Annotated in this window: 30 protein-coding genes and 3 pseudogenes; 6 read left to right on the forward strand and 27 right to left on the reverse strand. The window is 43.1% G+C overall.

The window, feature by feature from the left end:
- Positions 1-75: 75 nt before the first annotated feature.
- On the reverse strand, positions 76-1,437 hold the full coding sequence (locus tag KDC22_RS24275) for a sensor histidine kinase (protein WP_211720653.1): 1,362 nt from the start codon (positions 1,435-1,437) through the stop codon (positions 76-78).
- Complete coding sequence (locus KDC22_RS24280; RefSeq protein ID WP_211720654.1) at positions 1,434-2,108, reverse strand: response regulator transcription factor; 675 nt, start codon at positions 2,106-2,108, stop codon at positions 1,434-1,436. The genes KDC22_RS24275 and KDC22_RS24280 overlap by 4 nt, the downstream gene beginning before the upstream one ends.
- A 693-nt stretch (positions 2,109-2,801) precedes the next feature.
- Here KDC22_RS24280 and KDC22_RS24285 point away from each other — a divergent pair.
- Complete coding sequence (locus tag KDC22_RS24285; protein WP_211720655.1) at positions 2,802-2,954, forward strand: SDR family NAD(P)-dependent oxidoreductase; 153 nt, start codon at positions 2,802-2,804, stop codon at positions 2,952-2,954.
- Between the two features lie 100 nt (positions 2,955-3,054).
- Here KDC22_RS24285 and KDC22_RS24290 read toward each other — a convergent pair whose 3' ends face one another.
- The 5 genes and pseudogenes from KDC22_RS24290 to KDC22_RS24310 all read right to left on the reverse strand — a co-directional run bounded on the left by KDC22_RS24290 (position 3,055) and on the right by KDC22_RS24310 (position 7,155).
- Positions 3,055-3,282 carry a hypothetical protein gene (locus KDC22_RS24290; protein WP_211720656.1) on the reverse strand — a complete coding sequence of 76 codons (228 nt, stop codon included), beginning with the start codon at positions 3,280-3,282 and terminating at the stop codon, positions 3,055-3,057.
- 729 nt (positions 3,283-4,011) lie between these two features.
- Positions 4,012-5,064, reverse strand: a complete 1,053-nt coding sequence (locus KDC22_RS24295) for an SDR family oxidoreductase (RefSeq protein WP_211720657.1) — start codon at positions 5,062-5,064, stop codon at positions 4,012-4,014.
- A 54-nt stretch (positions 5,065-5,118) separates the two neighbouring features.
- Positions 5,119-5,777, reverse strand: a pseudogene (locus tag KDC22_RS24300) (type 1 glutamine amidotransferase domain-containing protein).
- Positions 5,778-5,893: 116 nt separating this feature from the next.
- The gene (locus KDC22_RS24305; RefSeq protein WP_211720658.1) at positions 5,894-6,766 is read right to left on the reverse strand and encodes a LysR family transcriptional regulator; all 873 of its coding nucleotides are present in this window, start codon (positions 6,764-6,766) and stop codon (positions 5,894-5,896) included.
- Between the two features lie 77 nt (positions 6,767-6,843).
- The gene (locus tag KDC22_RS24310; RefSeq protein WP_211724174.1) at positions 6,844-7,155 is read right to left on the reverse strand and encodes a winged helix-turn-helix transcriptional regulator; all 312 of its coding nucleotides are present in this window, start codon (positions 7,153-7,155) and stop codon (positions 6,844-6,846) included.
- An 84-nt stretch (positions 7,156-7,239) separates the two neighbouring features.
- Here KDC22_RS24310 and KDC22_RS24315 point away from each other — a divergent pair, with 84 nt between their 5' ends.
- From KDC22_RS24315 to KDC22_RS33595, 3 genes are all read left to right on the forward strand, one after another.
- A complete protein-coding gene (locus KDC22_RS24315; RefSeq protein ID WP_211720659.1) occupies positions 7,240-8,079 on the forward strand; it encodes an oxidoreductase in 840 nt (279 codons plus the stop codon).
- Positions 8,080-8,859: 780 nt separating this feature from the next.
- Positions 8,860-9,012, forward strand: a complete 153-nt coding sequence (locus KDC22_RS33590) for a MerR family DNA-binding transcriptional regulator (RefSeq protein ID WP_246552952.1) — start codon at positions 8,860-8,862, stop codon at positions 9,010-9,012.
- 65 nt (positions 9,013-9,077) lie between these two features.
- The gene (locus KDC22_RS33595; protein WP_246552954.1) at positions 9,078-9,251 is read left to right on the forward strand and encodes a hypothetical protein; all 174 of its coding nucleotides are present in this window, start codon (positions 9,078-9,080) and stop codon (positions 9,249-9,251) included.
- Between the two features lie 411 nt (positions 9,252-9,662).
- Here KDC22_RS33595 and KDC22_RS24325 read toward each other — a convergent pair whose 3' ends face one another.
- Positions 9,663-9,908 carry a hypothetical protein gene (locus KDC22_RS24325; RefSeq protein ID WP_211720660.1) on the reverse strand — a complete coding sequence of 82 codons (246 nt, stop codon included), beginning with the start codon at positions 9,906-9,908 and terminating at the stop codon, positions 9,663-9,665.
- Positions 9,909-10,021: 113 nt separating this feature from the next.
- Positions 10,022-10,894 (reverse strand): LysR family transcriptional regulator, encoded by an 873-nt coding sequence (locus KDC22_RS24330; protein WP_246552955.1) that lies wholly within the window; start codon positions 10,892-10,894, stop codon positions 10,022-10,024.
- 215 nt (positions 10,895-11,109) lie between these two features.
- On the opposite strand from KDC22_RS24330, the gene KDC22_RS24335 reads away from it, so the two are divergent.
- Positions 11,110-12,270: an MFS transporter gene (locus KDC22_RS24335; protein WP_211724176.1), complete on the forward strand. Its 1,161-nt coding sequence runs from the start codon at positions 11,110-11,112 to the stop codon at positions 12,268-12,270.
- Between the two features lie 445 nt (positions 12,271-12,715).
- On the opposite strand, the pseudogene KDC22_RS24340 reads toward KDC22_RS24335, so the two are convergent.
- Positions 12,716-13,289 (reverse strand): annotated as a pseudogene (locus KDC22_RS24340) (LOG family protein).
- Positions 13,290-13,308: 19 nt separating this feature from the next.
- Positions 13,309-13,629 (reverse strand): MazG nucleotide pyrophosphohydrolase domain-containing protein, encoded by a 321-nt coding sequence (locus KDC22_RS24345; protein ID WP_211720661.1) that lies wholly within the window; start codon positions 13,627-13,629, stop codon positions 13,309-13,311.
- A 270-nt stretch (positions 13,630-13,899) separates the two neighbouring features.
- Between KDC22_RS24345 and KDC22_RS24350 the strand changes: the two genes are divergently transcribed.
- The gene (locus tag KDC22_RS24350; RefSeq protein ID WP_211720662.1) at positions 13,900-14,109 is read left to right on the forward strand and encodes a hypothetical protein; all 210 of its coding nucleotides are present in this window, start codon (positions 13,900-13,902) and stop codon (positions 14,107-14,109) included.
- Positions 14,110-14,210: 101 nt separating this feature from the next.
- Here KDC22_RS24350 and KDC22_RS24355 read toward each other — a convergent pair.
- From KDC22_RS24355 to KDC22_RS24420, 16 genes and pseudogenes are all read right to left on the reverse strand, one after another.
- Positions 14,211-14,583, reverse strand: a pseudogene (locus KDC22_RS24355) (manganese catalase family protein); the annotation flags it as partial.
- Between the two features lie 224 nt (positions 14,584-14,807).
- Complete coding sequence (locus tag KDC22_RS24360) at positions 14,808-15,110, reverse strand: hypothetical protein (protein WP_211720663.1); 303 nt, start codon at positions 15,108-15,110, stop codon at positions 14,808-14,810.
- A gap of 704 nt (positions 15,111-15,814) precedes the next feature.
- Positions 15,815-16,777, reverse strand: coding sequence for a zinc-binding dehydrogenase (locus KDC22_RS24365; protein ID WP_211720664.1), 963 nt, complete (start codon positions 16,775-16,777; stop codon positions 15,815-15,817).
- Between the two features lie 64 nt (positions 16,778-16,841).
- Positions 16,842-17,369: an FAD-dependent oxidoreductase gene (locus KDC22_RS33895; RefSeq protein ID WP_343221788.1), complete on the reverse strand. Its 528-nt coding sequence runs from the start codon at positions 17,367-17,369 to the stop codon at positions 16,842-16,844.
- Positions 17,370-17,573 (reverse strand): hypothetical protein, encoded by a 204-nt coding sequence (locus KDC22_RS33900; RefSeq protein WP_343221789.1) that lies wholly within the window; start codon positions 17,571-17,573, stop codon positions 17,370-17,372.
- 1 nt (position 17,574) lies between these two features.
- Entirely contained in the window at positions 17,575-17,952 is a 378-nt protein-coding gene (locus KDC22_RS33905; protein ID WP_343221790.1) for an NAD(P)-binding protein, read from the reverse strand.
- A 17-nt stretch (positions 17,953-17,969) separates the two neighbouring features.
- Positions 17,970-18,299 carry a thioredoxin family protein gene (locus KDC22_RS24375; RefSeq protein ID WP_211720665.1) on the reverse strand — a complete coding sequence of 110 codons (330 nt, stop codon included), beginning with the start codon at positions 18,297-18,299 and terminating at the stop codon, positions 17,970-17,972.
- A gap of 12 nt (positions 18,300-18,311) precedes the next feature.
- Positions 18,312-18,758 (reverse strand): rhodanese-like domain-containing protein, encoded by a 447-nt coding sequence (locus KDC22_RS24380; RefSeq protein ID WP_211720666.1) that lies wholly within the window; start codon positions 18,756-18,758, stop codon positions 18,312-18,314.
- Positions 18,751-19,404, reverse strand: a complete 654-nt coding sequence (locus KDC22_RS24385) for an ArsR/SmtB family transcription factor (protein ID WP_211720667.1) — start codon at positions 19,402-19,404, stop codon at positions 18,751-18,753. Before KDC22_RS24385 ends, KDC22_RS24380 begins: the two co-directional genes overlap by 8 nt.
- 161 nt (positions 19,405-19,565) lie before the next feature.
- The gene (gene trxA, locus KDC22_RS24390; protein ID WP_211720668.1) at positions 19,566-19,883 is read right to left on the reverse strand and encodes a thioredoxin; all 318 of its coding nucleotides are present in this window, start codon (positions 19,881-19,883) and stop codon (positions 19,566-19,568) included.
- A gap of 298 nt (positions 19,884-20,181) precedes the next feature.
- On the reverse strand, positions 20,182-20,781 hold the full coding sequence (locus KDC22_RS24395; protein ID WP_211720669.1) for a reverse transcriptase domain-containing protein: 600 nt from the start codon (positions 20,779-20,781) through the stop codon (positions 20,182-20,184).
- Entirely contained in the window at positions 20,753-21,475 is a 723-nt protein-coding gene (locus KDC22_RS24400; protein WP_211720670.1) for a reverse transcriptase domain-containing protein, read from the reverse strand. Before KDC22_RS24400 ends, KDC22_RS24395 begins: the two co-directional genes overlap by 29 nt.
- 722 nt (positions 21,476-22,197) lie before the next feature.
- Positions 22,198-22,755 carry a redoxin domain-containing protein gene (locus KDC22_RS24405; protein ID WP_211720671.1) on the reverse strand — a complete coding sequence of 186 codons (558 nt, stop codon included), beginning with the start codon at positions 22,753-22,755 and terminating at the stop codon, positions 22,198-22,200.
- A 14-nt stretch (positions 22,756-22,769) separates the two neighbouring features.
- On the reverse strand, positions 22,770-23,486 hold the full coding sequence (locus KDC22_RS24410) for a cytochrome c biogenesis CcdA family protein (protein ID WP_211720672.1): 717 nt from the start codon (positions 23,484-23,486) through the stop codon (positions 22,770-22,772).
- Position 23,487: 1 nt separating this feature from the next.
- Entirely contained in the window at positions 23,488-24,168 is a 681-nt protein-coding gene (locus KDC22_RS24415; protein WP_211720673.1) for a hypothetical protein, read from the reverse strand.
- 77 nt (positions 24,169-24,245) lie between these two features.
- Complete coding sequence (locus KDC22_RS24420) at positions 24,246-25,328, reverse strand: sensor histidine kinase (protein ID WP_211720674.1); 1,083 nt, start codon at positions 25,326-25,328, stop codon at positions 24,246-24,248.
- Between the last annotated feature and the right edge of the window lie 3 nt (positions 25,329-25,331).

The raw sequence follows: 25,331 nt of genomic DNA on the forward strand, positions 1-25,331 counted from the left end.
CAAAAAAGGCTGCACCATCACATGCAAGAAGCTTTATACATGGTGTCGCAGCCTAGAAAAGGTATAAAAAAACAATCACACTGCTGGTGTTGTGATTGGTAAGATGACTATGAAGGTCGTTCCTCGTCCGTATTCGCTCTCCACCCGGATGTCCCCTTGATGAAGCGATACGATCTGCTTTACAATAGCCAGTCCCATACCGCTGCCTTCATATTTCTGGCTGTGGGAGCGATCAGCTTTAAAGAAGCGGTCAAATATACGCTTTTGATCCTCCGGGAGAATACCAATACCCCAATCTGATATGCAGACCGTCACATTCTTGATATCCTGTTTGATTCTGACGTTAATCCGGCCACCCTCCTTGGAAAATTTGATGCTATTGCCGAGGATATTGGTCCACACCTGATTTAAGAGCTCATGATCGGCCGTGATTTTGGCGGGCTGCAAATCAAGCTCGAACTGAATGTTGCGGGCTGACCATTGAGGTTGAATAGCGACGATTACACGTCTGATCTGTTCATCCAGACTAAGCGTGGTGAGTCGCATCTGGGATGTTTGAGATTCTAGCAAACTCAGCTTTAGTAGACTATCACTTATTTTGGACATTCGCGCAGTTTCAGTGATGATAATATCGAGGAAACAGTTTCGTTCGTGATCCGGGAGGTCTACCTGCTTTAGCGCTATTGCATAACCGGAAATGGAAGTGAGTGGAGACTGAACTTCATGGGATACGTTTGTCACGAATTCCCTGCGCATCTGCTCAAGCTGCTGTAGATCGCGCATCATTTCTTCGAAGCTGCGAGCCAAAGTACCTAACTCACCCTTTTGTTTAATATTAAGCTTGACGTTGAAATCTCCACCAGCTATACGACGGGTCGCTTTTGTTAGCTTTTTTATCGGTCTCACCAGGAACATAGCGGAAATTAGAATCAATAGGCTTCCTGCTAATAACGAATACACTAAAAAAGTTACAACAAACTTGATAAGAGATGAGGTGGAAGAGGGAGTGATGGGCTCTACAAACATTGCTCTGCTCCCCATTTCAGTTTCTATCGGCAATCCTAAGAAGATCGTATCGATTCCATTGACTTGCGCCCTTCCTCCATCCAGCACTTTCTTCACTTGTTCCGTAGTCACTGGGAAAGGATGGTGTCCTGAAAACTCTCCGTAGGATTGGAATTGATCCGTTGCTGTATAGATTCGTATGTGATAGGAATTGAGTTGCTTCATTTCACTTATAAACATTTCTGCTTCACGTAACGGCAAAGTCTCGTAGATGCGGACGATATCCTGGCCAAAGTCGAGTAAGGTGATTTGCAGGTTTTCATTTAATTCATCTTGAAATATCCAGGTTGCAGCAAAAAAAGCAATGATTGTGCCCCCGATTACGGAGACCAGAAAGGTCAGGACTACGCGTGTATATAAGGAACCGATCATTCCTGCACCTCAAGCCGGTAGCCAAGTCCGCGCACCGTTTCGATACGGAAATCGGAGATAGCCGCGAAACGTTCGCGTAGGCGCTTAATGTGCACGTCTATCGTTCGATCATCGCCAGTATAATAGATTCCCCAAACTTGATCGATTAATTGCTCCCGCGTATAGACTTGTCCTGGTAATCCAGCAAGTTTATACAATAATTCAAACTCCTTAAGCGGCAAGGTGAACGACTCTGTACCTCTCATGACCTTATAAGTCTGCCGGTTCAGAATGATGTTTCCTAGCTGGATGGTCTGAGTTAAACCTATACGGTATCGTTTCAACAGTGCCTTGACACGAGCCATCAGCTCAAGCGGATCGAATGGCTTTGTCAAATAGTCATCTGTCCCGAGCTGGAATGCTTGTACTTTCTCCCAGGTTTCGCTTCTTGCCGTCAACATTAGTAACGGAAGATCCGGATTGGCTCTTCGAAGTTCCTCGCATAATGCCCAACCGTCCATCACCGGCATCATAATATCAAGAATGACCAAATCGACTGGCGTGGACGTATAGATGGCCAGTGCTTCCTTTCCGTTTGCGGCGTCGATAGTTGCAAATCCGTCGTTGCGCAAAAAGAAACAGACGAGTTTTCGAATGTTCGCATCGTCGTCAGCGACCAATATCGTAGGCATCGTTTCCACACTCCTAAAAAAGAATAATTCTTCGTTTGTGCAAGAGCGAAGAATGTCTAAATTATGCTACCTCATTGGCCGAAATCATGCAATGGCACCCATGTGAGAAATGGCCCCATTAAGTTGTCTTTGGCCTGCCCGGTCGCAGCCCAGATCGCATCCACGGCAGTGTGTTGATCAGATAGGGAGCGCGTGGCTTACGTGAAACCATAAGCCCCCTAAATACAATTAAAAGATGCTCAATGCCATGCTTTGAGTAGCTCATACAGATTCGCCGTGGATTAATTTACCATAATATTACTATTTTTGGTCTTCGGTGTATGCTCGGTTTCGCCGATGGCAAAAGGCCAGAGTATCCGATCAAATATTAGAAAAAGTTTGAATCACCCCTAACTTTGAGCGCAGGATATCTGCATAAACAACTGCATATTAAAAGTTATGATGCTCTTCTTCATGGATGCTGAATGCCAAACATCATTAATCAGATTGGAGCATATATTGTATATTTCACCGTACGTATTTCTCACATAGAAGCCGTCCTCTTAAAACACAAATCTAATAGCTAGTCAAAAAACTGAATATCAAAGGCTCCTTTATGTATCCAAGCTCGGCACCGGCAGACATTGCCACAATGATTCGTTCGGGACTCATCAATCTTCAAGCATTGCATCCGTGATAAGAAGGAGAACTGAAATGAAGACCACAAGCGAACAGATTATTCTTGTAACAGGAGCAATAGAGGGTATCGGAAAGCAGACGGCTGCCGACATAGCCAGATTAGGAGCGACTGTGCTTCTCCACGGAAGAACCCAGAACGCGGTGCCGCTGTCCGAGAGGAACTTATAGCCTTCACTGGAAACGCAAACATCCGATCGTACACTGCCGACTTCTCGTCACTTGAAGAAGTACGGCGGCTGGCGGCTTAAATTCAAACCCACTACTCCCGCTAGATGTACTGATCAACAATGCCGGCATCGGATTTGGAAATCTTCAGGACACAGAGCGCTCCTTCAGTCGGGATGGGCATGAGCTTCGTTTTGCCGTCAATTATTTGGCCCCGTTTCTGCTGACAGGCGAGTTGCTGGGCACACTCTAAAACAGCCCGGCCCGGATCGTTAATGTTGCCTCTGCAGGCCGTAGTCCCATTGACTTCAATAACATTATGCTGACCCATCAAAACTCCCCGGTTACGGCCTAAACACAGAGCAAATCAGCTCTTGTTGCCTTTACCTTCGAATTTTCGGAGCGGTATTGCCATAGTGAATGACATGCTATTCTCTGCATCCTGGCACGTATCTCAACACCAAAATGGTTCAGGAAAGCCGTATCGCTCCAATGGGAAGCGTCCAGTCCGGTTCGGATGCCATTGTACATCTGCACTCTCCCCTGAACTTGCGGGGATTATCTGAAAATACTTTGACCAAAAAAGGGAATCCCGTGCGGAGAGACAAGCCCATGACAGCAAATTCCGAAAAGAATTGTGGCAATGGAGTGCGAGTCTGGTAAAACGATAAAATTCAATTGATTATACCCAATAATACTCATCTTATCTGAAAGGCAAACGACTCAATTGTGAGCCGGATGCTTATCTCTGCAATTTGGAGCAGCCTTGGAATCAAAACGTTATATATTAATCCTGCGTCAAAATTCTCATGGGAACGGATGGGGAAAATCTCCAAGAGACACGGGAACTGTACAATTTGACGGATACCGAAGAAGAATCACGATAACGATATATTTATCAACTCATAAATAGTACCCCTATCGGCAGACAGTCAATAGGGGTACACTCATGTTCCAGCCTTCAATGGGTTTGCAGTTGCCGTTTCCAACTTACTTGCAATATCGTCTGCAGACCATCCTGTATTTAAGATTCCTTCTTTATCACATACCGCTTTTATTCTTAGGGAATCAGCTTTTGTTTTCTTAACTCATCCAAAACTGCAATCAGTCCAACTTCGCTATCCACAACCTCATGAAAACCGAACTGCTTCGCTTTGGTTGTATCCGAAATGACATCATATTCGCAACCGAATATAAAATCGCCAAAAGGCCAGGCAGCAACTTTTTCATAAGGAGTGGGAAGTAAATCGTATTTTTTAATCATGGACATCCATGTTTCTTTTTGCAATGGCATCAATTCCGATAATGAAATGGTCTGAATAGGAGCCGCATCCATATCAAAGTATTTAGCCACTTTGGGCCATAGACTTTCCCAGCGAAAAAGGTCTCCATTCGTAATATTGAAAATTTCAAAGGCGGTGTGCTCTTGAACAGCCGCCCATGCTGAAGCACGTGCAAGCAGAGAAGCGTCTGTAAACTGTGCCAACGCACGGTAGGCACCTTCTTTGCCGGGAAAGCGGAGCGGCAGTCCCAATTCTTTTGAAATGGAAGCATAAACAGCGATAACCATCGCGATACTCATTGGATTGCCAATCGAAACTCCGGCAACGACGTCAGGCCGCAGAATCGTCCATGACCAGCTTTTCCCAGCCTGATAGATCCGCAAAAAGTCCTCCTGATTATAATAAAAGTTTGGAGGAAGATGGCGCGGATCATTTTCTTTGGCCGGTGTTTTGAACTTACCCAAATGTACACCGTATACCTTAGCTCCCTGCATTAAAATCACTCGTTCTAAAGCGCCTGACGTTTCTTCAACACTTTGTACAATATTGGCCAGCATACTTGTATTCACATCAATCTGCTCTTTGGAGTGAGCCGGGAAATCCTGATAGGCCGCATAGAAGATATGGGTGATCCCTTTGATCTTGCCTAAGGCTTCTCTCAGCTCTTCACGGTTTAACAGATTCAGACTGATATAACGGTCAGCTTGCTTCTGTGGAACAGTGCGGGCCACTCCAATGGCATCCCACTGCTCCAAACTACTCAAGTGCTCCAAAATATAGCTCCCAATAATTCCTGTAGCTCCTACAACAAGAGCCTTGTTTTTCGCCATAAGCCTTCCGTCCTCCTTAAGATAACTTAAATAATACCGGAATCGAAACTCAGATTATCCTAGCAGTTCAATAACTGCGTTGGTTGCAGCAATCGTAGATTGCGGATTTTGTCCCGTAATCAGATTTCCGTCCACTTCTACATGAGAAGACCAATTAGGTTCAGCCACAAATACAGCACCTAAATCGCGAAGCTTGCTTTCCAGTAAAAAAGGAACATGTTTATCCAGTTTTGCATTTGCCTCTTCCTGATCTGTAAAAGCAGTGACACGCTTCCCAGACACAAGCGGTTGTCCATCTGCTAAAGTGACGCCAACGAGACCTGCAGGACCATGACATACCGCCGCAATAACCTTTTTGGCTTGGTCAAAATAGGCGATTAAATCATGAAGTGGCTGATGCTTGGGGAGGTCGTACATGGTTCCGTGACCACCTGGAGAAAGATCGCATCAAAATCAGCTGCGGAAACTTCCTCGACACGCAAAGTATTTTCCAGATATTCTTGGGTATCTAAAAATTCTGATGACACGCTATCATTGATACTGCCAGGATCAACGGGGCCATTGCCTCCGAGTGGACTTGCTACGGTGACTTCATATCCTTTGTTTGTAAATCCAATGTAAGCTTCTGCAAATTCGGACAACCAAATTCCGGTTGTTCTTCCCTCGTGAATTTCTGTATGATTAGTGACAACGATTAGCACTTTTTTTGTCATTACGATATCCTCCTGTAGGGTTGTTTTGTGCTTTCGTTGTTATTGTATACCCGCCTTTCATATAAAACAAATTATGAAATAGTGGTGTTATGATAAATATATTTATAGATAAAACATTAGTTATCCTCATATATGGACTTCATGAACTCATGTATTGAAGACAGGTGCTTATGTTTGTGCTTACATGCAATAAACAATTCATTTTTAACTGTCAATTCCACAAAAATCACTTTCGATTTTGATTTATCCGCTGCCTGCTCAAATATATAGGTTGGCATTACACCTAAGCCCACGCCGTTTTCAATCGCTCTCAAAATCAGGTGGTAATCAGGAATGATGTGTACAGGCCGGATCAGGGGACGTTTCTTAAAATGCTCTCTCCAAATTCTTCGTATACCCGGCAATTCCAGACCATAACTCATCCAGTTTTGAGTAGCTAGCCATATTTCCTTGGCGATCAGACTGATGCCAATAGGTATTTCATAATGCTCAGGCGCAACGACAACGAACGCCTCTTCCATCAATTTAAGATACTCTATGCCTGCTGCGGGAATCTTTTTTGATGTAATGATTAAATCCAATTTGTCTTCGTTCAGAAGTTGCAACAATTGATCAGCTTCACTGAAATGTACGACTGTACGCATGTTGTATTTTTGAATTTGAGGAAGTATTTTTGCACTGAAAAATTCATGATGGGTTCCGATCCTTACTACGGCCAGTGTAGATAAAGAAGCACAATTCAGATTTATAGTTACCTCATCCAAGGACTCAATTAAGGGGGCTAGCTGCGAGTACAATTCCTTCCCCCGTTCGGTGGGAATCATTTTTCTGGAGGTTCTCCTGAACAACGCTTCTCCCACCTCTGCTTCCAATGCAGCTAAATGCTGGCTCATCGCCGGCTGGGTCATCATTCGTGTTTTTGCAGCTTCGGAAACAGAATGATGCTTATAGATTGCAATAAAGCTCCGATACCATTCATAATCAGCCATACACCTATCCCCTTCATTTTTAACTTCACTTTCTCCATATAACTATTACCATACACATTTCGTTGAAACATCACGTGCTATGATCTTGAAAGTATTACAACAGCACGTTCATCGTTTGTAATATGCTCTTTGCCCCATGAACACAGTGTCTCCAGCACAGGCATCAATGTTAAGCCTTTAGGCGACAGAGAATATTCGACCTTGGGCGGCACCTGTGGATACTCTTTACGAACAATGAGATCATGGGCTTCTAATTCTTTTAATTGATTGCTTAACATTTTATGCGTGACCTTGCCTAGTTCTCTTTTTAATTCACCGTATCGCAAAATTTCTCTTTTCCACAACCAAAATAATATATGCATTTTCCATTTGCCGCCAACTAACGACATTGCATAAGCAAACGGTTCGACATTTACGGTCTCTCGTTCCTCCACTCACTCCCATGATAGTTTTCGTAATTTATTATATCGTTGATGTATAATATAAAAAAAGTATGCACTTTTAAGGTAGATACTATCAAGAAGAGCGTTGCGTACGTAACAGAAGGAGGAAAAGGATTTGAAGACGAGCTTTCTATTGCTAATGACTTCACGATCCGGGGACTTTCCAAAATCGAGAGTGCCATCCAGCAAGAAGGTACCAAAGCCGTAATCCAAATCTTTCATGCAGGCCGCAAGACGAATTCCAAAATCTTAAGAGGCGTTCAGCCAACAAGTGCGAATGCTATTGCCGCGGTGTACCCCCAGGATTCAGAGACACCACGCGAATTAACAAACGAGGAAATTGAAAGTATAATTCAAGACTTTGGCAGAGCCACGCTAAGAGCAATTCAAGCCGGATTTGACGGAGTAGAGCTGCATGGGGCCAATACGTATCTCCTTCAACAATTCTTCTCTGAGAATTCCAATCAGCGAGGCGATCAATGGGGAGGCAGCTTCGACAATCGTATGCGGTTCCCTCTAAGGGTGATTCAAGAAGTTGCCTCCGTCATCAAGGCCAATGCAGACAAACCGTTTACTTTAGGGTATCGTCTGTCTCCCGAAGAATTGGAAATCCCTGGATTACGACTCGACGATTCTTTAGCTTTTGCTCAAGCTTTAACAGGGACTCCGATTGACTACATTCATTTGTCGATGGGAAGTTATAAACGCACCTCCTTAAATCAACGTGAAGATAAAGAACCGATCCTGGCTAAGTTTGTCAAAGTCTTGGATAACATCAAGCCGCCGATTGTCGTAGGCTCGGTAGAGCGACCAGAAGATGCGGAAGCAGTTATAGAGACTGGTTCTGCTTTGGTGGGAATCGGAAGATAATTGATCCGTGAGCCTAAATGGGTACAAAAAGTTGAAGCAGGCGATCTTTGCAGCATCCGCTATCACATTTCACCGTACGAATTGATTTGAGAAAAAGATGTAACAAGTAGAAACGGACGGAGCTGTCCCAAAAGCCATGAAATGGCTGCTTGGGGTAGCCCTTTGTTTTTGAGCAGGATCAACTTAAGCACTTGGGTGGACGCTCCGCGAATGGACCGTTGTTCCAATCGCTGATATGAACAAGACTGTCACACGCAATTGTAACTCTCTCGTTTATTAAATCCCCCTTATAACAAGAAGGGGTTTGAACAAGCTGAACTAGAAGGCAAAAGGTATCGACGGTGAGCAGTCTGATATTCGCGGATTGGGGATACCGCATGTTTTCCCTCCGTCTGCAGAGAGTGCACCACGAACTGTTGGCGTGCATCTTCACCTTTAAGGTTAGGCACATAGCGATTACGTGGATTCTCTCTTGCGGCTTTTCTCTTTGCCTTCTAACTCTGCTTTTCAATCCTTCTTCTCTATCGGGGCTTGGTATTTCTAAACTGGTAGATGGTTAGCTTTCGAAACGTTTGACCTATGTCTCATCCTTGTCTTCTGGTTTCTTCGATTTCTCGAGCAATCGACCAAACGAATCCACTTAACTCCCGTGCCACAGCTACAATCACTTTTCCACTGGGTTACCCTTGGATAGCATCGTCGAGTATTTCCGATGCAGCCGGTGTTGAGCCTTCCAGGAAATCGACTGAATGCCAGGCTCTTGGCCCATCTGGCGATCGGATGCTTACGTTAAGTCAAGTGTCAGAAAAAACGGGATTAACTCCTTATACGATTCGTTATTTTGAAAAAATCGGGGTACTACATGAACCCAAGCGTAGTAATGGAGGGGCACGTGTCTACAAAGAAAGCGAGGTTCCTATATTCAATGTCTAAATAAACTAAAAAAATTGGGCTTATCGCTTGAGGAGATTACGGAATTTACTCGTGAGGGCTGTGTAATGGATAAAATTCAACAAGGGGAGAATCCTTCTAATTATAATCCTACCTTAAAAAAGCGGATTGAAATCCTTGAGAAGCATCTGATGGGACTGGAATTCAGGCGACGAGAAATTGATTACATGATTTCTCTCGCCGAAGAGAAACTTATCCTATACCAAGAACTTACGAAATAAGACATAGTAAATACTGGATAATAGCGGTGTAATCGTACGTGAACACTGTAGGGTGTCTGATGTAGAAAATCAGACACCATGTGCCAGTTAATTGAAAGCAAGCCCCTCCGCAGCGAGTATGTAATGTGAATGATTTCCATACTCCAGGTGTGGCAATTCCCCTGACTGAACTCGAAGCAGCTCACTTTTAGCGTACAATGTTGAATAAATATATTACCGATTTTGACAACCAGAAAAAAACTAATCCCCCAAAAGACCACACTTAGAGTTAATGGTCTCTGACTCATCTCAAGAGGCAAAACTTGCGACTGCTTGATAGCGAAAGCTATTGAAGCTAAAGAAGTGGCCAAAATAAACTAAATATACTTGTCCTGACTTGTCTGTAGTTGCCTGTAAACCTCTCTAAAATTATCATCCACAGTATTTCCTCCTAGCCTGGATCATTTTGATCCATTTTCCCTGAACAAATCTCAGTACAAGCAGCTTTAACTCTCCGCACAGCTGATATAATGCAGCAATCTCCTGCATACCGTCTCCGGTAAGATCGGAAGCATAGATAGCCGGATGTTTGACTGGTTTTTCGATGGTTACGTCCGTTGCGCCAATCGGAAGATGCTGATTCACAATTTGGTTTAATAGCGGTTCGCTCATGGACAAGCTATTTACCTCCCTTATGACCACATTCGCCTAATGGTATGCGTCATAAATCGAGATATGCCTTCTTTCAATTGTACATAGATGGATTGATGCTGAAGATTGAATGGATAAGTTTAGTCATTGAATGGATTCATCTCCGTCAATGTTCGCACAAACTCTCTGGCAGCAGGAGATAACTGCTCGAATGAATGCGCCACTATTCCGTGCTGCCGCTGTATTGCAGGTTCGATATCTTTGACAAGCAGATTGTGCCTGGTAGAATCCAGCGTAAAATTCGAGATAACACCGATGCCCAGATTTTTCTCCACCATATGAATCAAAGAATCGGCAGTTTGCACCGTCAAACTTTCCCGTATATGAATGTCATGCTGTTCCAGCAGTTGCATTAACGATGCCTCAGTGCCACCTTTGCAAAAAATCAGATCTCCCTGATGCTCGCGTAATGAAACGGTCGAGGCTGTATGGAGAGGATGCGTGTCGGGAAGAATCGCCGTCATGTGATCGTAAATGAGTACCCTGGATTCCAACGCTCCAAAGGGAGATGTGACCAGGCCGATTTCTACAGTGCGGTTTTCAACCCACTCTTTGATTTGAAATGGAGTTCCTTCTACCAATTCAATCGTCACCTCAGGATATTTTTGGTGAAAAGTGTAGATTACATCGGTCAACAGATTAATGGTTGCCGCAGGAAAAGAGCCTACCTTCAGCGTTCCACGTAGCAGATCGTTTTCCATACACGCGACCTGCATCATTTTATTATCTAACGCAATCATTTGCTTGCCAAGCTGCAGCAATTCCCCACCGACCGCTGTTAATACAAGTCCGTTTTGTTTATCCCGTATGAAGAGGCGCACATTAAGTGTATTCTCCAGATTTTTGAGGGCTTTGCTTACCGCAGGCTGTGAGATGTACAGCATTTTGGCGGCTTCGGTAATATTCATTGTCTCCGCAACCTTAACGAACACTTCCAACTGGCTCATATTCATTGTGCAGCTATCCTCTCACCGTCATAACCATAAGGTTATGTCTCTCATGAATTATTGATATTTCAGTTATATTGGAACATGAATTAATATAAAAAGCAATCCTGTTACGCCTTCATAGCGATTTCAACAGAAAGAAAGGAGTTTTTCTATTGAGTTCCAATCATGTTGCTCAATCTTCACAAACGGCTGCAGATAAACGCACCTCCTCGGTTAACATGCCCTGGGGCGGCCTGCTCGCGCTAGCTTTAACAGGTTTTATCTGTGTACTCACCGAAACAATTCCCGCGGGGCTGCTTCCCCAGATTAGTCAAAGCATGGGGATTACCGCATCCATGACCGGACAATGGGTTACCCTGTATGCGCTGGGTTCCTTGCTCGCTGCTATACCGCTAACCGCGGCAACACAGCACTGGAACCGAAAATCTTTATTGCTTGTCTGTATTATCGGTTTTCTTCTATTTAACACAACTACAGCTGTATCCAGCGTATATGCAGTTACGCTTGTTGCCCGCTTCCTGGCGGGAGTCTCTGCGGGTGTACTATGGGGCATGATTGCCGGCTACGCCCGGCGTATGGTTCCGGACCCGCTGAAGGGTCGGGCTATGGCGATTGCCATGTCGGGCACTCCACTTGCCCTGGCTCTGGGAGTCCCGATTGGAACATGGGCCGGGGTACTTATGAGTTGGAGATATGTTTTTGGCGCACTATCATTGGTCACCTGCCTGCTCATCATTTGGGTCATGTTCAAACAGCCAGACTATCCAGGGCAGACCCGACAGCTAAAGGAGCCTTTGATTCGTGTACTTCGCATAAGAGGAATTCTTCCGATTCTAAGTGTCACATTTATCTGGGTATTGGCTCATAACATTTTGTACACGTATATTGCGCCTTACTTGGAGAATGCAAGTACCGTCACCCGGATCGACATGGTTATGTTAGTGTTTGGACTGAGCTCCGTGGCCGGTATTGTCGTTATCGCCGCACTTATCGACCGCTGGTCACGTACACTGATGCTGACAAGCATACTCGGTTTTGCAGTAGCAGCACTGGTACTGGCATTCGCCAGTCAGGAAGCAGCTGTTGTCTATATCTGTGTTGCCTTATGGGGCCTTACGTTTGGAGGTGCCGCTACACTATTGCAAACGGCAATGGCCGAAGCCGCAAATCATCATGCGGATGTCGCCCAATCTATGCTGGTTACCGCATGGAACCTGGCGATCGGGGCAGGCGGTTTCGCGGGAGGACTGTTGTTAACTCATGCGAGTATAACAGCTTTCCCTTGGACAGTCGTCGCTCTCCTGTTGCTTGGAGGGATCATTGCCTTTTCCGCACGTACCTATGGATTTCCCTCCCAGGCAAAAGGTTTGCATCAATAGCTAAACCAGCATGCCTCCCTTCGACATATGTTCGAGAACAGCGACTGCATTGAGCAAAATGCTTTCTTGAAGTAACGGAAAGTGTTGGTATATTGTCAGGGAGTTCAACTCGCAAGTACAACAGCATTTTTTTGAACTGACCCCTTCTGCTAAAACGGCGGAAGGGGCTTTTTGCTGTAAATCGGCAAAATCTCCCTTTGAGGTACATCATCATACTGTAGCATGAAAAAAATTGCCCCTACTTATGATACGGTTCCCCGCGTATGATCTTAAACTAATCTGCCCGTTAGCTCAATGAAAAAACGGGCTTCCGTAGCGCCTACTCATCAATGTATATCATTCAACTATATTTTCCCGTTAGCGCAATGAAAAAGCAGCCGTAGTTTGGCTGCCTCTGCTCAAATGGGCTATTACAATATAATTTCAGGTAAATGAAGTTCAAAAATTAAGTGCGCTGTTCGGTGAGATACGTTTTGACTGAAGGAGCCTTATAAATCGAGAACTGCTTCAGAATCCCTTCTGGAGTATTATCTGTAATGACCATAGCACGATACTTCGATTGGTCGCGTTCCATAGTATCAAACATGGATACAAGTGGATCAAAATATTGATTGATGTTCAGCAATCCACATGGCTTTTGATGCAATCCTAACTGACCCCATGTAAAGATTTCAAAATACTCTTCTAATGTTCCAGGTCCACCAGGAAGAGCAATAAACCCATCTGCCAATTCCGCCATCTTTGCTTTACGCTCATGCATCGAATCCACCATTATAAGCTCTGTTAAGCCCGTATGCGCTATCTCACGGTTTTGGAGAAATTGAGGGAGTACTCCAATAACAGAACCTCCATGCTCCAGCACAGCATCCAGCAACAATACCCATAAGTCCGACATTAGCTCCACCGTAAATTAGAGTGATTTGTTGTTTGGCAAGCTCTTGTCCTAATTTAAGTGCATTTTCTTTATAAATTGAAGAAGCTCCTTCACTAGAACCACAAAATACAGCTATTGATTTCATAACCCATCTCCCATTTATTTTAATTTTCTGAATAACGTGCCTGAAGCTTTTGTTTATGCGATATCAGGATATCTTCAAGCGATATATCATATTTATTGGCGATCACAATGAGATTTCCTAAAACATCTCCAAGTTCTTCTGTTAATTCAGATTTATTCTCTTGAAATGTGCCTGCAACCTCATCTGGACGATCCCTACCAATCTCTAATGCACGAATTGCACGAGCTACTTCCCCAGTTTCCTCAGCAAGAAATCCAATACGGACAAATATATCTAAGTCTGACCAGTTACGATTCTTGTAATATTCCTTAACCCATTGTTGAAATTCAATGATATCCATGTTTCCCTCCAACATAACAAGATTGCTCGATCTCAAAAACTCGAGAATAATAATACCATATTGAAGTTTAATAATCTATTTAGCCAATTTCATCGGTTGCTTTATGTGAATTAATCATTGGAACTAACCTGCCCGTTAGCTTAATGAAGCGTCCGCGCTAGTCTAATACTTTGTTTTCTCAGTCTAACACTTTATTTTCTGGACAATAATATCTCAGTATCATTATAATTGCACTGTAATCTATTGTTCCACAATTGGAGGAATGAAATAATGCCACATGAACCAGAGATTGAAGTTGTTTTCGAGGGTGGGAAGAACAAAAGTTATCCCATACAAGGTGGAAAAAGACACTGGCGGCGTGTGATTGGTAAAGACGAAGTGATTTACGAGGATAATATAATCTCGCCTGAACTTTGGGAAGCAGCGAACGCTAGTATTAAGAATCGTAATGGATTGCCCTCAGCCATTTCTGACAAATAGAAGCCACATCGCGTTTATGCAATATGGCTTCTTACCTTTCTAACCAATGTCCAAGCCCTGTTAATGTTATCTGCTCAGTTCGTTACCATCCCTTACACTTATCAAAATATCTTCTTTTGATTTTTGTCATCAATAATAATCTGCACCGATTCCTTAAACCGCAAAGCATGCACAATCTCCTGCTCCCGCAGGAACTTGAGGCTGTCCTGCAGATCCACATCATCCGTCATGTCAATCAGCCACTGGTATGTAGCCCTCGGCGGCGATGTCTTCATATAGGTCAACGAGCGGATCACCCTTGGCCTGGATATACGATGCGGTCCATGGCTCACCGGCAGAATTCTGATAAAACAGAGCATGATCACGTTGCGCATAATTCGGACCGAGTCCCGCCGCCTCAAGCTCACTGATCGAAGCGTACTTGGTCAGCTTGTAGATCATAGTGGCAATTATTTCCAAATGAGCAAATTCTTCTGCACATCGAAGTTATCAGTCATGATTTTATTGAAATAATTGTTAAAAGAAATTAAAGTGTTAGACTGTATTTGTTAATTTAACACGGCTTCAGAGTTTGATAATCGTCAACTTTTAATAAATAAGTATTAGACTGACTCATTAAAAGTAACAGCAGCAGAACAAGACTTGATAAATAAGTCTTAGACTGCCGCTGTTGTCATTCAACTAAAGTTCCCGTTAGCTCAATCGCACTTGGTTTTTTGGCCACATGCCATAACAAAGGTCATCATCGAATACGCTTCAGAGGAATTATTAATTTTCTCAGAAGCTTGTTTTAACTGATCGTATTCTTCTGCATTGATAACACTATTTTTTAAAAAAACCTCAAAACGGTTAATATCCAATTGCCGAGTAAATCCTTCAATTCCATGAAGATCGCTATGCTGAATAACGACATCTAAATCTACATCTGTATAACCCGCATTGGTTAAGAGCCGTGGAATATACAGCGTACAGTGCAGCAAGAATGAAACTAGCTGCAGCATTATTAAGCCATAATTGAGGTTTTACCAGAACTTTCAGCTGGTTCCCATAGGATTGTTTCTCTTCTACTGGCATGGCTGGGATCCATTTTAAAATTCCCGCAAAAGCGATGGCATTAATGACAGCGGAAAAGAGAAAGGCATTCTCGTCAATTGAAAATAAACTCAAGCAATGTTGAGCTTGAGTTTTACGAATTTTTAAGGTAAATGTGGCTTCAATATGTTACTTTCTCACCAGCAACACACAGCATTCCACATGTCTTGTGTGTTTACTTAAAGCTCCTATCTTCAGGTCTAGCATCGCTTCCTCAATCTTAAACTCGATTCTTTGTTTTACCACTACCGATGATACGGTTCACCGCGGATGATCTTAAACTAAACTGGCTCGTTTAATGCCCTCGACACTCTAGCACTTTATTTTCTACTGACGACAATATCGGGATACGGGAACTAACTTGGGATAGTCTGCTCCAGGAACCAATGGACATGTTGGATTATTCACTTTTGTTCAATTGAATTTTTTTGAAGTAACTTATTCATTTGGGTCATGTTAGTCGATTGGCTATAAAAATCATACCAAACTCATTTCGAGTCATCTTCTACAAATTCGACTACACTTACTTCTGTTGAATTTCATAACATAAAAAATCGTCCACAAGTCATTCTTATGGACGATAATGCTTTTTGACAATTTTCAGGGATTATCTTCACTCAGAAATATTCAGGACGGCACGGAATCGAGTCGATGCTGACATCATTTTATCGTATGCTTCGCTAGCACGATCTAATGGGAAGGTCTCAATCATGGGGCGAGTATCAGTCAGGATACTAAAATTAATCGTCGCTTGTATTTCTTTCGCTCCGCCTGTAAACGTACCTTTGACAGTGTTAGGCCCTTTCAAAAAGTCCATCGCTGACAATTCTAGTGGATCAGTGGAACCTGCCACAATGATTAGCTCGCTGTCTTGACCCAACCCGTTGATCAGAGAGGAAATCGCCTTCGCATTAGGTGCAGTTGCCAAGATGACTTTAGCACCGCCTAATGCTTGTAATGCCTCAGCCGGATCTTCTTTGGCCGAATCAATATAGTGATGGGCTCCAAGTTCACGTGCGAGAGCTTCTTTATCATTTCCTCGTGAAATAGCCACGGTGCGAAATCCAGCTTTGCTTGCAAACTGAACGGCAAGATGTCCCAGTCCACCAATCCCTTGAATCGCCACCAGATCACCAGGACGAGCTTTACTATTTTTGATGGCACTAAAGGTTGTTTCGCCAGCACACATTAGTGGGGCAGCTTCCATCACCGAGATTTCATTTGGAATACTGGACAAGCTGTCTTCATAAGCAACCATGTACTCCGCATATCCACCGTCCATTGTTAATCCGGTTACATGGCTATGTCCCCCATTCCATCCAATGCCAACACGGTCTCCGATTTTCCACTTTGATGAGCCTGCTCCAAGCTCATCAACGATTCCTATTACTTCATGTCCAGGAATACGAGGATATGCTGACGCAGCACCGCCCATGGCCATTGAATCTCCGTTACAAACGCCACAAGCTTCAACACGGAGCAATACTTGTCCTTCTGCCGGCTGCGGAACCGGCACCTCAACTAACTGCATTTTTTCTCCTGCAGCCGGAATTTGCATGGCTTTCATTTTCTTCATGAATAAACCTCCATAGTTTTAAAATGATAGTACTTCATTAGTATAGTTTAAATTAATCTAATATTCAATTCATTAATTGTATATTTGGTTTTATTGATTTCATTGTAGATGAATCATATCTGACTAATGATTTTTGAGACTGCAAGTTCAGCAGTCTGAAGTGCACCTTCAAGATGTCCACCAAATTCTGAACTTGTTTCTGTTCCAGCAAAAGTAACTTTATTTTTCCATTCCCCTGATATAGGTATAGGTCGTATTGCGGGAAATTTTGAAGTGGACGATCTTCGGATATAGCCGTATTGACATCCGCAGACCAATCTTTATAAATTATAGCCCTTACGTTTATGGCTGACGGGCCGAAAAGCCTAATCAACTGTTCCTTCACTTGTTCTAAAACCTCTTTTTCCCCTAACTGTTGGCGGACGTCCGGAGGCATTCTAAAGAAACCAAATAATGCACCCGAACCTGTGTTGGGAGATGCGTCATGAATTTCCTGCAACGGCCCTACCCCACTCGATGCGAAACCCGAAAGTCCATCTTTTCTCCAAAAAGGTTCATCATAGACAGCTATAGCCTTGGCTTGTTCAGCCATTCAGGTTGGTTTGTTAATAAGACTTACGTTCGTTTCAGGAGAGAATGAAGGAATAAAAGTAATCTGCTCTGCAATAATTCGAGGTGGTAGTGCTAAAATAATAGCACGAGCGATAAACTCTTTTGTTTGTCCATCTGCAAGTTCTGTGGTTATCGTAATGGAGTTTTGATCGTTTAATTTTATTGTTTTCACACGTGTTTCCAAATCAAAGAGATCTCTCCATGGAGTTATCTGGAAGGGTATGGCGTTCAGGCGCCTGGTTCTCATACCGCTCAAATAACATAGCCCCCTCGGTGTGCTGATCGAAGGTTTTGAGGTGTAGCTCTTGAACGAGACTAGATATCGTATGCTCATATCGCGGCCAGAACCAAGTGGGTCCAAGATCAAATTGACCCAATTCAGGTTTGTCGGGACTCGTGGTACTTAAAATCCTACCACCAATTCTATTGCGGGCCTCCAAAATCTTACATTCAATTCCTTGTGCTGTGAGTAAATTGGCAGCTCGCAGGCCACTTAAACCAGCACCAATAATAATCCGGGATTCTTCATTTTTTACTCCATCATTAAATGATTTTAAATTCATGTAGCCTATTTTAGAAGTTATACAGCATTGTACAACTGTTCTAATTGTGCTTCTAATTGTTCAAACTGAACAAACCGTCCTTCACGAAGATATTCCTTTTGATCAAAAAATAAGATGATCATGGGAACTGTAAAAATCAATAATTTGCCTGCAACCGCCTCTACCTGACTAGCGTCTATGTGCGCAAGTTTAATTTCCGGATAGTTGTTGAGTAAGTTTTTTAGTTTAGGATAAATCGCATGACATACATTACAATCCTCTTGAGATACATATAGCATACTTAATCGGTTATTTTGTATAAATGTATCTATTTCATTGACTGAAGTTATTTCTTGGACATTTATCATTATTCTCCCGCCTTACTGTATTTTATTCGGAACTGAATGGTTACAGTTCCAAGGATATTCAATGCAATATTGTTCTAATTTGCTTTTCCGACTCCATTCAATTAATTGAGAAACTGGACCGACTAATAAATACAAATCATGAAATCCCTGTTTTCGTAAAATACGCACCGCTTTTTTTCCTTTAAAATAATGATCGGTCAATATAATAACGCTATCTTTTGGAGACAAATCTTTTTCCCAAACAAAAGGCAATCGGCCTACGTAGATATTGATGGATTCCGGAACCTGCTCTTTTTCAAAATCGGAACTATCTCTGATGTCAAGCCATTTAATATGATCAGGCAACTGGTTTTGGTTTGATTTTAAAGATAACATGGTTACACCGCGAAGGAAGCGGAAATGTTGAATTAGCCAGTAAATTAACAAAAAAACTAATATCAAAGTATACATTTTAAGCATTCCACTCTTGGACTCCTTCTTCTATTCGGTATGCTGTGAAGCCCTGTTTTTGAATATAATCAACAGCTTCAGACGCAAGAGAACAATAAGGGCCACGACAGTATGCAGCAAGCTCTACATCAGCTTTATTTAATAATTTCAGGTATTCTTCCAACTGGTCTAAAGGCACAGAAATGGCACCTGGGATATGAGATGTTTCATACTCCTCTATGGGTCGTAGATCTATGAGAACCATGTTATTCTGCTTCATTTTTGCCAGCAGGTCGTTTTTTGTGATACTTTGAACACCTGCATATTGATTTTTTAAATCATCTTTAATCTGTTTGATGTCGGAGAGTCTGTCCTCACACACATTCCATAAAGAGGATAAAAATTGAGTTACAGATGGATCACTAATATTATAGATGACGAAAGTACCTTTTTTGTGAAATCTAACCAGCTTCGCTTCCAATAAAATTTGTAAGTGACGGGATACATTCGCAACACTCATACCAGTTTGTGTAGCCAGACTTTCAACAGATTTTGGTCCATTTGATAAGAGATCCATAATTTCAAGTCTTTTGTCACTGGATAAACATTTTCCGATTCGAGCGAATTGCTGATATAGACGTTCTTTAATATCTGATTCAGGACATCTAATTCCCATTGGAAACGCCCCCCTCTCTGTTGCATTACCATATATGCTCGGGTATACCCTCTGCACTCGAATTACTGACTAATATGTCCAAGTATAAAATAGCAATACAATTGTTAAAAAAGAACGACGGTTCAGAAAATCCCAATCCGTCGTTCTCTTTGAAGACTCTGTTAATTAAGCAATCCTAGAATTTTTTCTTTAAGTGCTTGTTTTTGATTGACTCCCACCATTGTTTCAACCAATTTACCATCTTTAAATAAAAGCAGTGTAGGAATACTTCTAACTCCAAATTGTGAAGCCAGTTCGTTTTCTTCATCAACATTGACTTTAGCTATTGTCGCTTGTCCAGCTAAATCAGCAGCCAGCTCGTTTACGATTGGCAGTTGCACTTGACAAGGTGGACACCACGGTGCCCAAAAATCCACTAGTGTTACTCCGGCTTTAATGTTCGATTCAAAATTCTGATTTGTTAAAGATGTTGCTCCCATAACTAAAATCCCCCTTAATCTAATTATCAATTATTCAATCGATTAATTGAATTATACTTTTCAGATTGAATTTTGTCAACCTCTTTAAATAGGTCTGTGTCATTCTCAGCCGGATAAGCGTAGTAGGATATGCCATTAAGGCTGTATGGAAAACGAAAGTGTGCCAATCTTAGGAAAAATTCCATGGAACTTCTCACTAGAGTAAAGGGCTGAACAAATTCAGCCCCTCCTCATCAAACCGTACGTGAGGTTTTCCCTCATACGGCTTTCCGATGTTTGTCATTCATGGGCATGCAGATTACAATAGCGTTTTTAGTCCATATTGGATGGTCAAATATCTAACTTCTGACCGGGATTTCATCCATCTTCCTCGTTGTCTCTTCTTCGCGTACCACCGGGTTAATCGCTGCAGAATATACCAATCCAGCTTTGCTAACCTCTTTTGGCTGTAGTTCGTGTAGTAATAATTTCTCCATCCTTGAATCTTGGGATTGAGCCATTCCACGTGTTCCACGAACGATTTCCAGCGCATGCCGGGCGGTGCTAATCTTTCTTTGACCACGCCGCGGATACGTTCCTCTGCCTTCTTCGTTAGCCACTGTTGTGTGGTATAGTACACCTTCCCTTGAGAAGTTTCTGCTTTCGTTTTTCGGTGGTGCATTCCTAAGAAGTCGAATCCCTCTTCTCCTGTCCACAGGCCTACAATGCGGGTTTTGGTTGGATGTAGCGTGAGCTCTAGACGTTCCATAATTCTGCGGATGAGTTCATACGCATGTTCTGCATCCTTCTTGGTTTTACAGACCACGACGAAGTCGTCCGCATACCTTGTCAGTTCTCCCAGCCTACTTCCGTGTTTCTCCCATAACTGGTCAAAATAGTTCAGGTAGATATTTGCCAAAAGCGGGGGAGATGACCCCACCTTGCGGTGTCCCTAAATCGGAGCGCCATACATTTCCTTCTTCCATCACTCCCGCATGAAGCCACTTCCGTATGAGCTTCAAGATCCGCCTGTCATTGATACGCATCTGTACCAGTTTCATGAGCTTCTCTTGATTAATATTGTCGAAGTAGCCTTGGATATCGACGTCGACTACCCAATTTCCTTTGCGGTTGCAGGCTTTCCGGATTCGCTCCAGCGCTCCTTTCGCACTTCGTTTCGGACGAAATCCGAAGGAGACTTCTTTAAAATCTGCTTCAAAGATGGGTTCAATCACGAGTTTGGTTGCCATCTGCATCACTCGGTCGCGCACAGTGGGGATGCCTAGCGGCCTTGGCTTCCCATCTTTCTTGGGAATGTAGTGCCGCCGTACGGGCTGCGGGTGGTAATGGCCTTCCTTCAGTTCTCGTTCGCATTCCTTGAGGAAACTTGTTTCCCCTTGTTCTTCAATTTCTGCGAGCGTCACGGCATCCACTCCCGCAGCTCCTTTGTTCGCTTTCACCCGTTTCCAGGCTTCGCATAGCACATCCCACCGGTAGACTTTGTCGTACAGGGCATGGAATTTACGCTTGTTGTTCTCCTTGGCCGCATGACCTAGCTTTTCTTGGAGTTCTTGAACTTTTTCCTTGGGTGTTGTTAGCCGTTTGGCATTCACTCACTCGTACCTCCTCCAAAAGCATAAACAAAGCAGGGCTCCTTCCCTCCCTAAGGTTATGTTGTCCTTAGGTTCCTTGGTACTACGAACCCCTCGGACTCCCTTCCCACAGACGGTTCATTTCGTCTTTTGGACTTATAGAGCGCCTCTTTACGGGTTCCTAAAAAAAAAAAAAATAGTCCCGTGTGGGGGAGGGTCTCCCCAGTTCACTGCATCCTCTTTACTACCATGCCGATCCCTTTACGCTGGAGGATTCTTCACTGTCGCTCCAAGTTCTTGACAGCTTCCATGGCCTTCGCCCAATTTCCCGAGGCTCGGCTTCCTCTCTTCCCTCTTGCGAGGCCTTTTTGACAACGCGGCAGGATTCACTTCATGTTACGGCCTGGCAGTTTGCTCGCCCTGTCTCTGACAGGTACTTTTGTCGATTCGCTTTTACATACGGCTTTCACCCTACGTAAGAATCCTAGCTACGCGGGGGCTTGGCCCCTCCCACGACCGGGCTTTCACCGGCTAGACGATGCGTGCTTAGCTGGGCACGCAAAAAAAGAAAAACCCGCAATTTATGCGGGCCCCCTTCTTACCGGTCACTCATTATGATTCTTGTTGATCCCCCTGATTGAACGAGATTGACAAGGAGCAATCCTGCCGCTTTCTCTCCCTGCTCCGCTGTAGCCCTCCGCCAATAGTCTTGTTCGCAGTTGGTGGAGGCTTCACTCCTTTTTTCAATTCATACCTGCGATTGATTTTTTCATAAGGTCTTCATTTATAGCCCCACGATAGATTTCTTGAATTACTCCTTGGGAGTCAATCATGAGAGAGGTGGGGTAAGCAAATATTTGATATTGTCCAGATATTTCCCCTTCCGTATCCAAAGCAACCGGGAATGAAAGCTTGAAGTCCTCTACAAATTTCTGTACATCGCTATTACTTTTCTCTGTATTTGTTAAATTGATAGCTAGTACGACAACTTCCTTACTATTCTTTTTATAAATCTTCTCCATATGCGGCATTTCCGCCCGGCAAGGCGGGCACCATGTGGCCCAAAAGTTTAAAATCACTTTTTTTCCAATAAAATCAGAAAGTTCAACTTCATTTCCTTCCAAATCGAGTAATATAAAATTCGGCGCTTGATTCCCTTTCTGAATGCCAATATCAACATCTTCTAACTCTACGGTTTGAGTTGCCGTTCTAGACTGTTCCTTTTTGCTTTGGCTATAGTCGTAAATCCCCCAACCGATAACAAGCAGTAAAGCCACAATGGCAATACCATTTTTCCACATACCTTTACACCTCTTTAATACGAAATGGGAGTAAACTGTGTCAACCACGCACTGATCTTTTGTAACTGTCCAGTGAAGACTAGCAAACCCATGCCTATAAATATCCAACCATTAATCCTGGATAGTAAAGGTAGCCAGCGGTTGATTTTTTTCAAAATCCCTAATGAATAGGTCAACATGATCGCTATCACCAAAAAGGGTACGCCAAGTCCAATCGAGTAAACGAACAACAAAAACATCCCGCTGTATAAGGTTTCTGCAGAGCTCGCGAGCAACAGAATAGAGGATAAAGCAAGACCCACACATGGAGTCCACCCTGAACCAAAGGCCAATCCTAAAATGAATGAACTCACATTTCCCTTCTTTGTGTGATTGGTGTTCACCCATTTCTTATCGAACATGAGAAAACGCAAAGTTAATATCCCTGACATTTGCAGGCCAAAAACAACAATGAGCAAACCGCTTATTTTCTCTATCAGCATGCGATTACCGGCAAAAAACTGACCTATAAAACTTGCTGATGCTCCCATGGCAACGAATACAACACTGAAACCCAAGATAAAGCTGATGGAGCGGAAAATTAACAGTTTTTTGTCGACATTCATTTTATGGTCTTGTACAAGCGAACCCGTTAAATGGGACACATAAGCCGGAATTAATGGAAAAACACATGGCGAAAGAAATGAAAGAATACCAGCTATTAACGCAATGATTACTGTCGGGCTTTCCAATTCATTGAGCCTCCTTACTCTTCTTTTGACCCAATCGGTTACTGAATCCTAATGCAAGTAGAAAAATGATGATATAAACCGCCTGTTCCTTGGTAAAACCAGCTATGATAAATGATTTGCTTTCCCGGACAAAAAAAATACCAACCATCCCAATGCTATACCAGATCCAGCATGGACTCATTTTCTCCATTCCCAAAGTAGCGCGATTGCTTGTATACAGACAGAAAGCCAGCATACCATTGAGGAGCAGATGCAAGATATGAAACAGCATGTTCGAAGTGCCCATGAATAAAAATAAAAGTTGATACATACTGCTGCCTGCTATCCATCCTGCACTTGCAAGATCCAGATTAAGCGTGAGGGATGTATGATCTTTGCGCGTGCGAAATCCTACATAAGCAAGAGATGTTACGAATGCCAGTCCAATTCCCCGATCTCCTCCATCAAAGTAAAGTAGTGACATCGGATACTGGATGACGGAAACCGGATCAAAGAGGATAAAACTTAATTTCCAAGTAAAAAAACCAATCATCATCGCACGCGAATATTTTTCTGCAATTATTCCTTCTATATTAAGCCGATACAGCCGCATTTTTATGACCAGAAAAGTGACAAAGGCTGAAAGTATGGATATGAGCAAATCTAAATTCAAAAGTAAAGGGCCTAGCTGCACAACATTCAATATCCCACCTCCAGTGCTTATTAGAACATCCTAAAGTCAAGTTGCTGTCGATTCAAAATCGCTATTCCCCTCTCTGTCTATAAGGAGAGGGGAATGGTAAACCAGAATGTATATTCGTCGCCTTTAGGGCTTAAACCGATTCGCCCCCCATGTTGTTGAACAATTTCTTTCGCAATGGCAAGCCCTAACCCTGTGCCACCTGTACCGCGTTGCCTGGCAGAATCAGCCCGGTATAAACGTTCAAAAACAAAAGGGATTTTCTCGGGAGGAATAGGTTGTCCGGCATTGGTAATCGTCACACGATATTCCTTTTCCACCCTGTCGCCTGTAATTCGTATCCATCCACCAAGATCATATTGCAGCGCATTTTGAAGCAGATTAGTTACCACCTGTCTCAAGCCAACTTCATCACCTTCTACCACTGCCGGACTGACTTCAAATTCTACGTTCATCTGTACATTCCTTAATTCCAAATCAAAGCTCTGATACACGGTTTGTATGACCACATGTATGTCGATCTTCTGCCATTGTGGTTTAATGAATCGTCTATTTTCCCAGACCGCAAGCTGATGCAATTGTTCCACTAACTTCGACAAATGCAGTGCTTCATCGTGCAAAGAACGATAAAGCACTGCATTCCCTTGAATGACACCAGTACTGAGTGCCTCCAGATAACCATTGAGGTTACTCAACGGGGTGCGCAATTCATGTGAAATATTGCTAAACATTTGCTTTCTGCTTTCTTCGGATCGACTTAAGGTAAGGATCATTTGATTAAATTGATGACTAAGTTGTCCAGTCTCATCTTCCGATGCAACTGGGAGGGGCTCCGGGTACTTTCCCTCATTCATCAACCGTGTAGATTTCATCAACTGGTGAAGCGGGATCTGAATTTTTCGCATTAACAAATAATAAATCACTGCCGCCACCAACAGCGCAATTAGACTGGCACGCAATAAATAGAAATGCATCGTTTGATTAAAAAAATGTTGTTTTTCCTGCTCGACAAAACTATATTGCTCGACGAGAAGACAAGCAAAATCTTTAACTGAAACTCCTACCAACCATATTACCATTCCGATCACAATTCCATTGATGATCATAATTTTCCAAACAATGCTCTTTCTCCAAAACCATAGTCCCTTTAATGTTGAAAGCAACAA

The sequence above is a fragment of the Paenibacillus tritici genome (assembly GCF_018207515.1).
Lineage (GTDB): Bacteria > Bacillota > Bacilli > Paenibacillales > Paenibacillaceae > Paenibacillus_AQ > Paenibacillus_AQ tritici.

Coding starts and splice junctions, on each gene's coding strand:
- KDC22_RS24275 (WP_211720653.1), bottom strand. CDS start 1,437: ATGATCGGTTCCTTATATACACGCGTAGTCCTGACCTTTCTGGTCTCC.
- KDC22_RS24280 (WP_211720654.1), bottom strand. CDS start 2,108: ATGCCTACGATATTGGTCGCTGACGACGATGCGAACATTCGAAAACTC.
- KDC22_RS24285 (WP_211720655.1), top strand. CDS start 2,802: ATGAAGACCACAAGCGAACAGATTATTCTTGTAACAGGAGCAATAGAG.
- KDC22_RS24290 (WP_211720656.1), bottom strand. CDS start 3,282: ATGGGTCAGCATAATGTTATTGAAGTCAATGGGACTACGGCCTGCAGA.
- KDC22_RS24295 (WP_211720657.1), bottom strand. CDS start 5,064: ATGGCGAAAAACAAGGCTCTTGTTGTAGGAGCTACAGGAATTATTGGG.
- KDC22_RS24305 (WP_211720658.1), bottom strand. CDS start 6,766: ATGGCTGATTATGAATGGTATCGGAGCTTTATTGCAATCTATAAGCAT.
- KDC22_RS24310 (WP_211724174.1), bottom strand. CDS start 7,155: ATGTCGTTAGTTGGCGGCAAATGGAAAATGCATATATTATTTTGGTTG.
- KDC22_RS24315 (WP_211720659.1), top strand. CDS start 7,240: ATGTATAATATAAAAAAAGTATGCACTTTTAAGGTAGATACTATCAAG.
- KDC22_RS33590 (WP_246552952.1), top strand. CDS start 8,860: ATGCTTACGTTAAGTCAAGTGTCAGAAAAAACGGGATTAACTCCTTAT.
- KDC22_RS33595 (WP_246552954.1), top strand. CDS start 9,078: ATGGATAAAATTCAACAAGGGGAGAATCCTTCTAATTATAATCCTACC.
- KDC22_RS24330 (WP_246552955.1), bottom strand. CDS start 10,894: ATGAATATGAGCCAGTTGGAAGTGTTCGTTAAGGTTGCGGAGACAATG.
- KDC22_RS24335 (WP_211724176.1), top strand. CDS start 11,110: ATGCCCTGGGGCGGCCTGCTCGCGCTAGCTTTAACAGGTTTTATCTGT.
- KDC22_RS24345 (WP_211720661.1), bottom strand. CDS start 13,629: ATGGATATCATTGAATTTCAACAATGGGTTAAGGAATATTACAAGAAT.
- KDC22_RS24350 (WP_211720662.1), top strand. CDS start 13,900: ATGCCACATGAACCAGAGATTGAAGTTGTTTTCGAGGGTGGGAAGAAC.
- KDC22_RS24360 (WP_211720663.1), bottom strand. CDS start 15,110: ATGCTGCAGCTAGTTTCATTCTTGCTGCACTGTACGCTGTATATTCCA.
- KDC22_RS24365 (WP_211720664.1), bottom strand. CDS start 16,777: ATGAAGAAAATGAAAGCCATGCAAATTCCGGCTGCAGGAGAAAAAATG.
- KDC22_RS33895 (WP_343221788.1), bottom strand. CDS start 17,369: ATGGCTGAACAAGCCAAGGCTATAGCTGTCTATGATGAACCTTTTTGG.
- KDC22_RS33905 (WP_343221790.1), bottom strand. CDS start 17,952: ATGAATTTAAAATCATTTAATGATGGAGTAAAAAATGAAGAATCCCGG.
- KDC22_RS24375 (WP_211720665.1), bottom strand. CDS start 18,299: ATGATAAATGTCCAAGAAATAACTTCAGTCAATGAAATAGATACATTT.
- KDC22_RS24380 (WP_211720666.1), bottom strand. CDS start 18,758: ATGCTTAAAATGTATACTTTGATATTAGTTTTTTTGTTAATTTACTGG.
- KDC22_RS24385 (WP_211720667.1), bottom strand. CDS start 19,404: ATGGGAATTAGATGTCCTGAATCAGATATTAAAGAACGTCTATATCAG.
- trxA (WP_211720668.1), bottom strand. CDS start 19,883: ATGGGAGCAACATCTTTAACAAATCAGAATTTTGAATCGAACATTAAA.
- KDC22_RS24405 (WP_211720671.1), bottom strand. CDS start 22,755: ATGTGGAAAAATGGTATTGCCATTGTGGCTTTACTGCTTGTTATCGGT.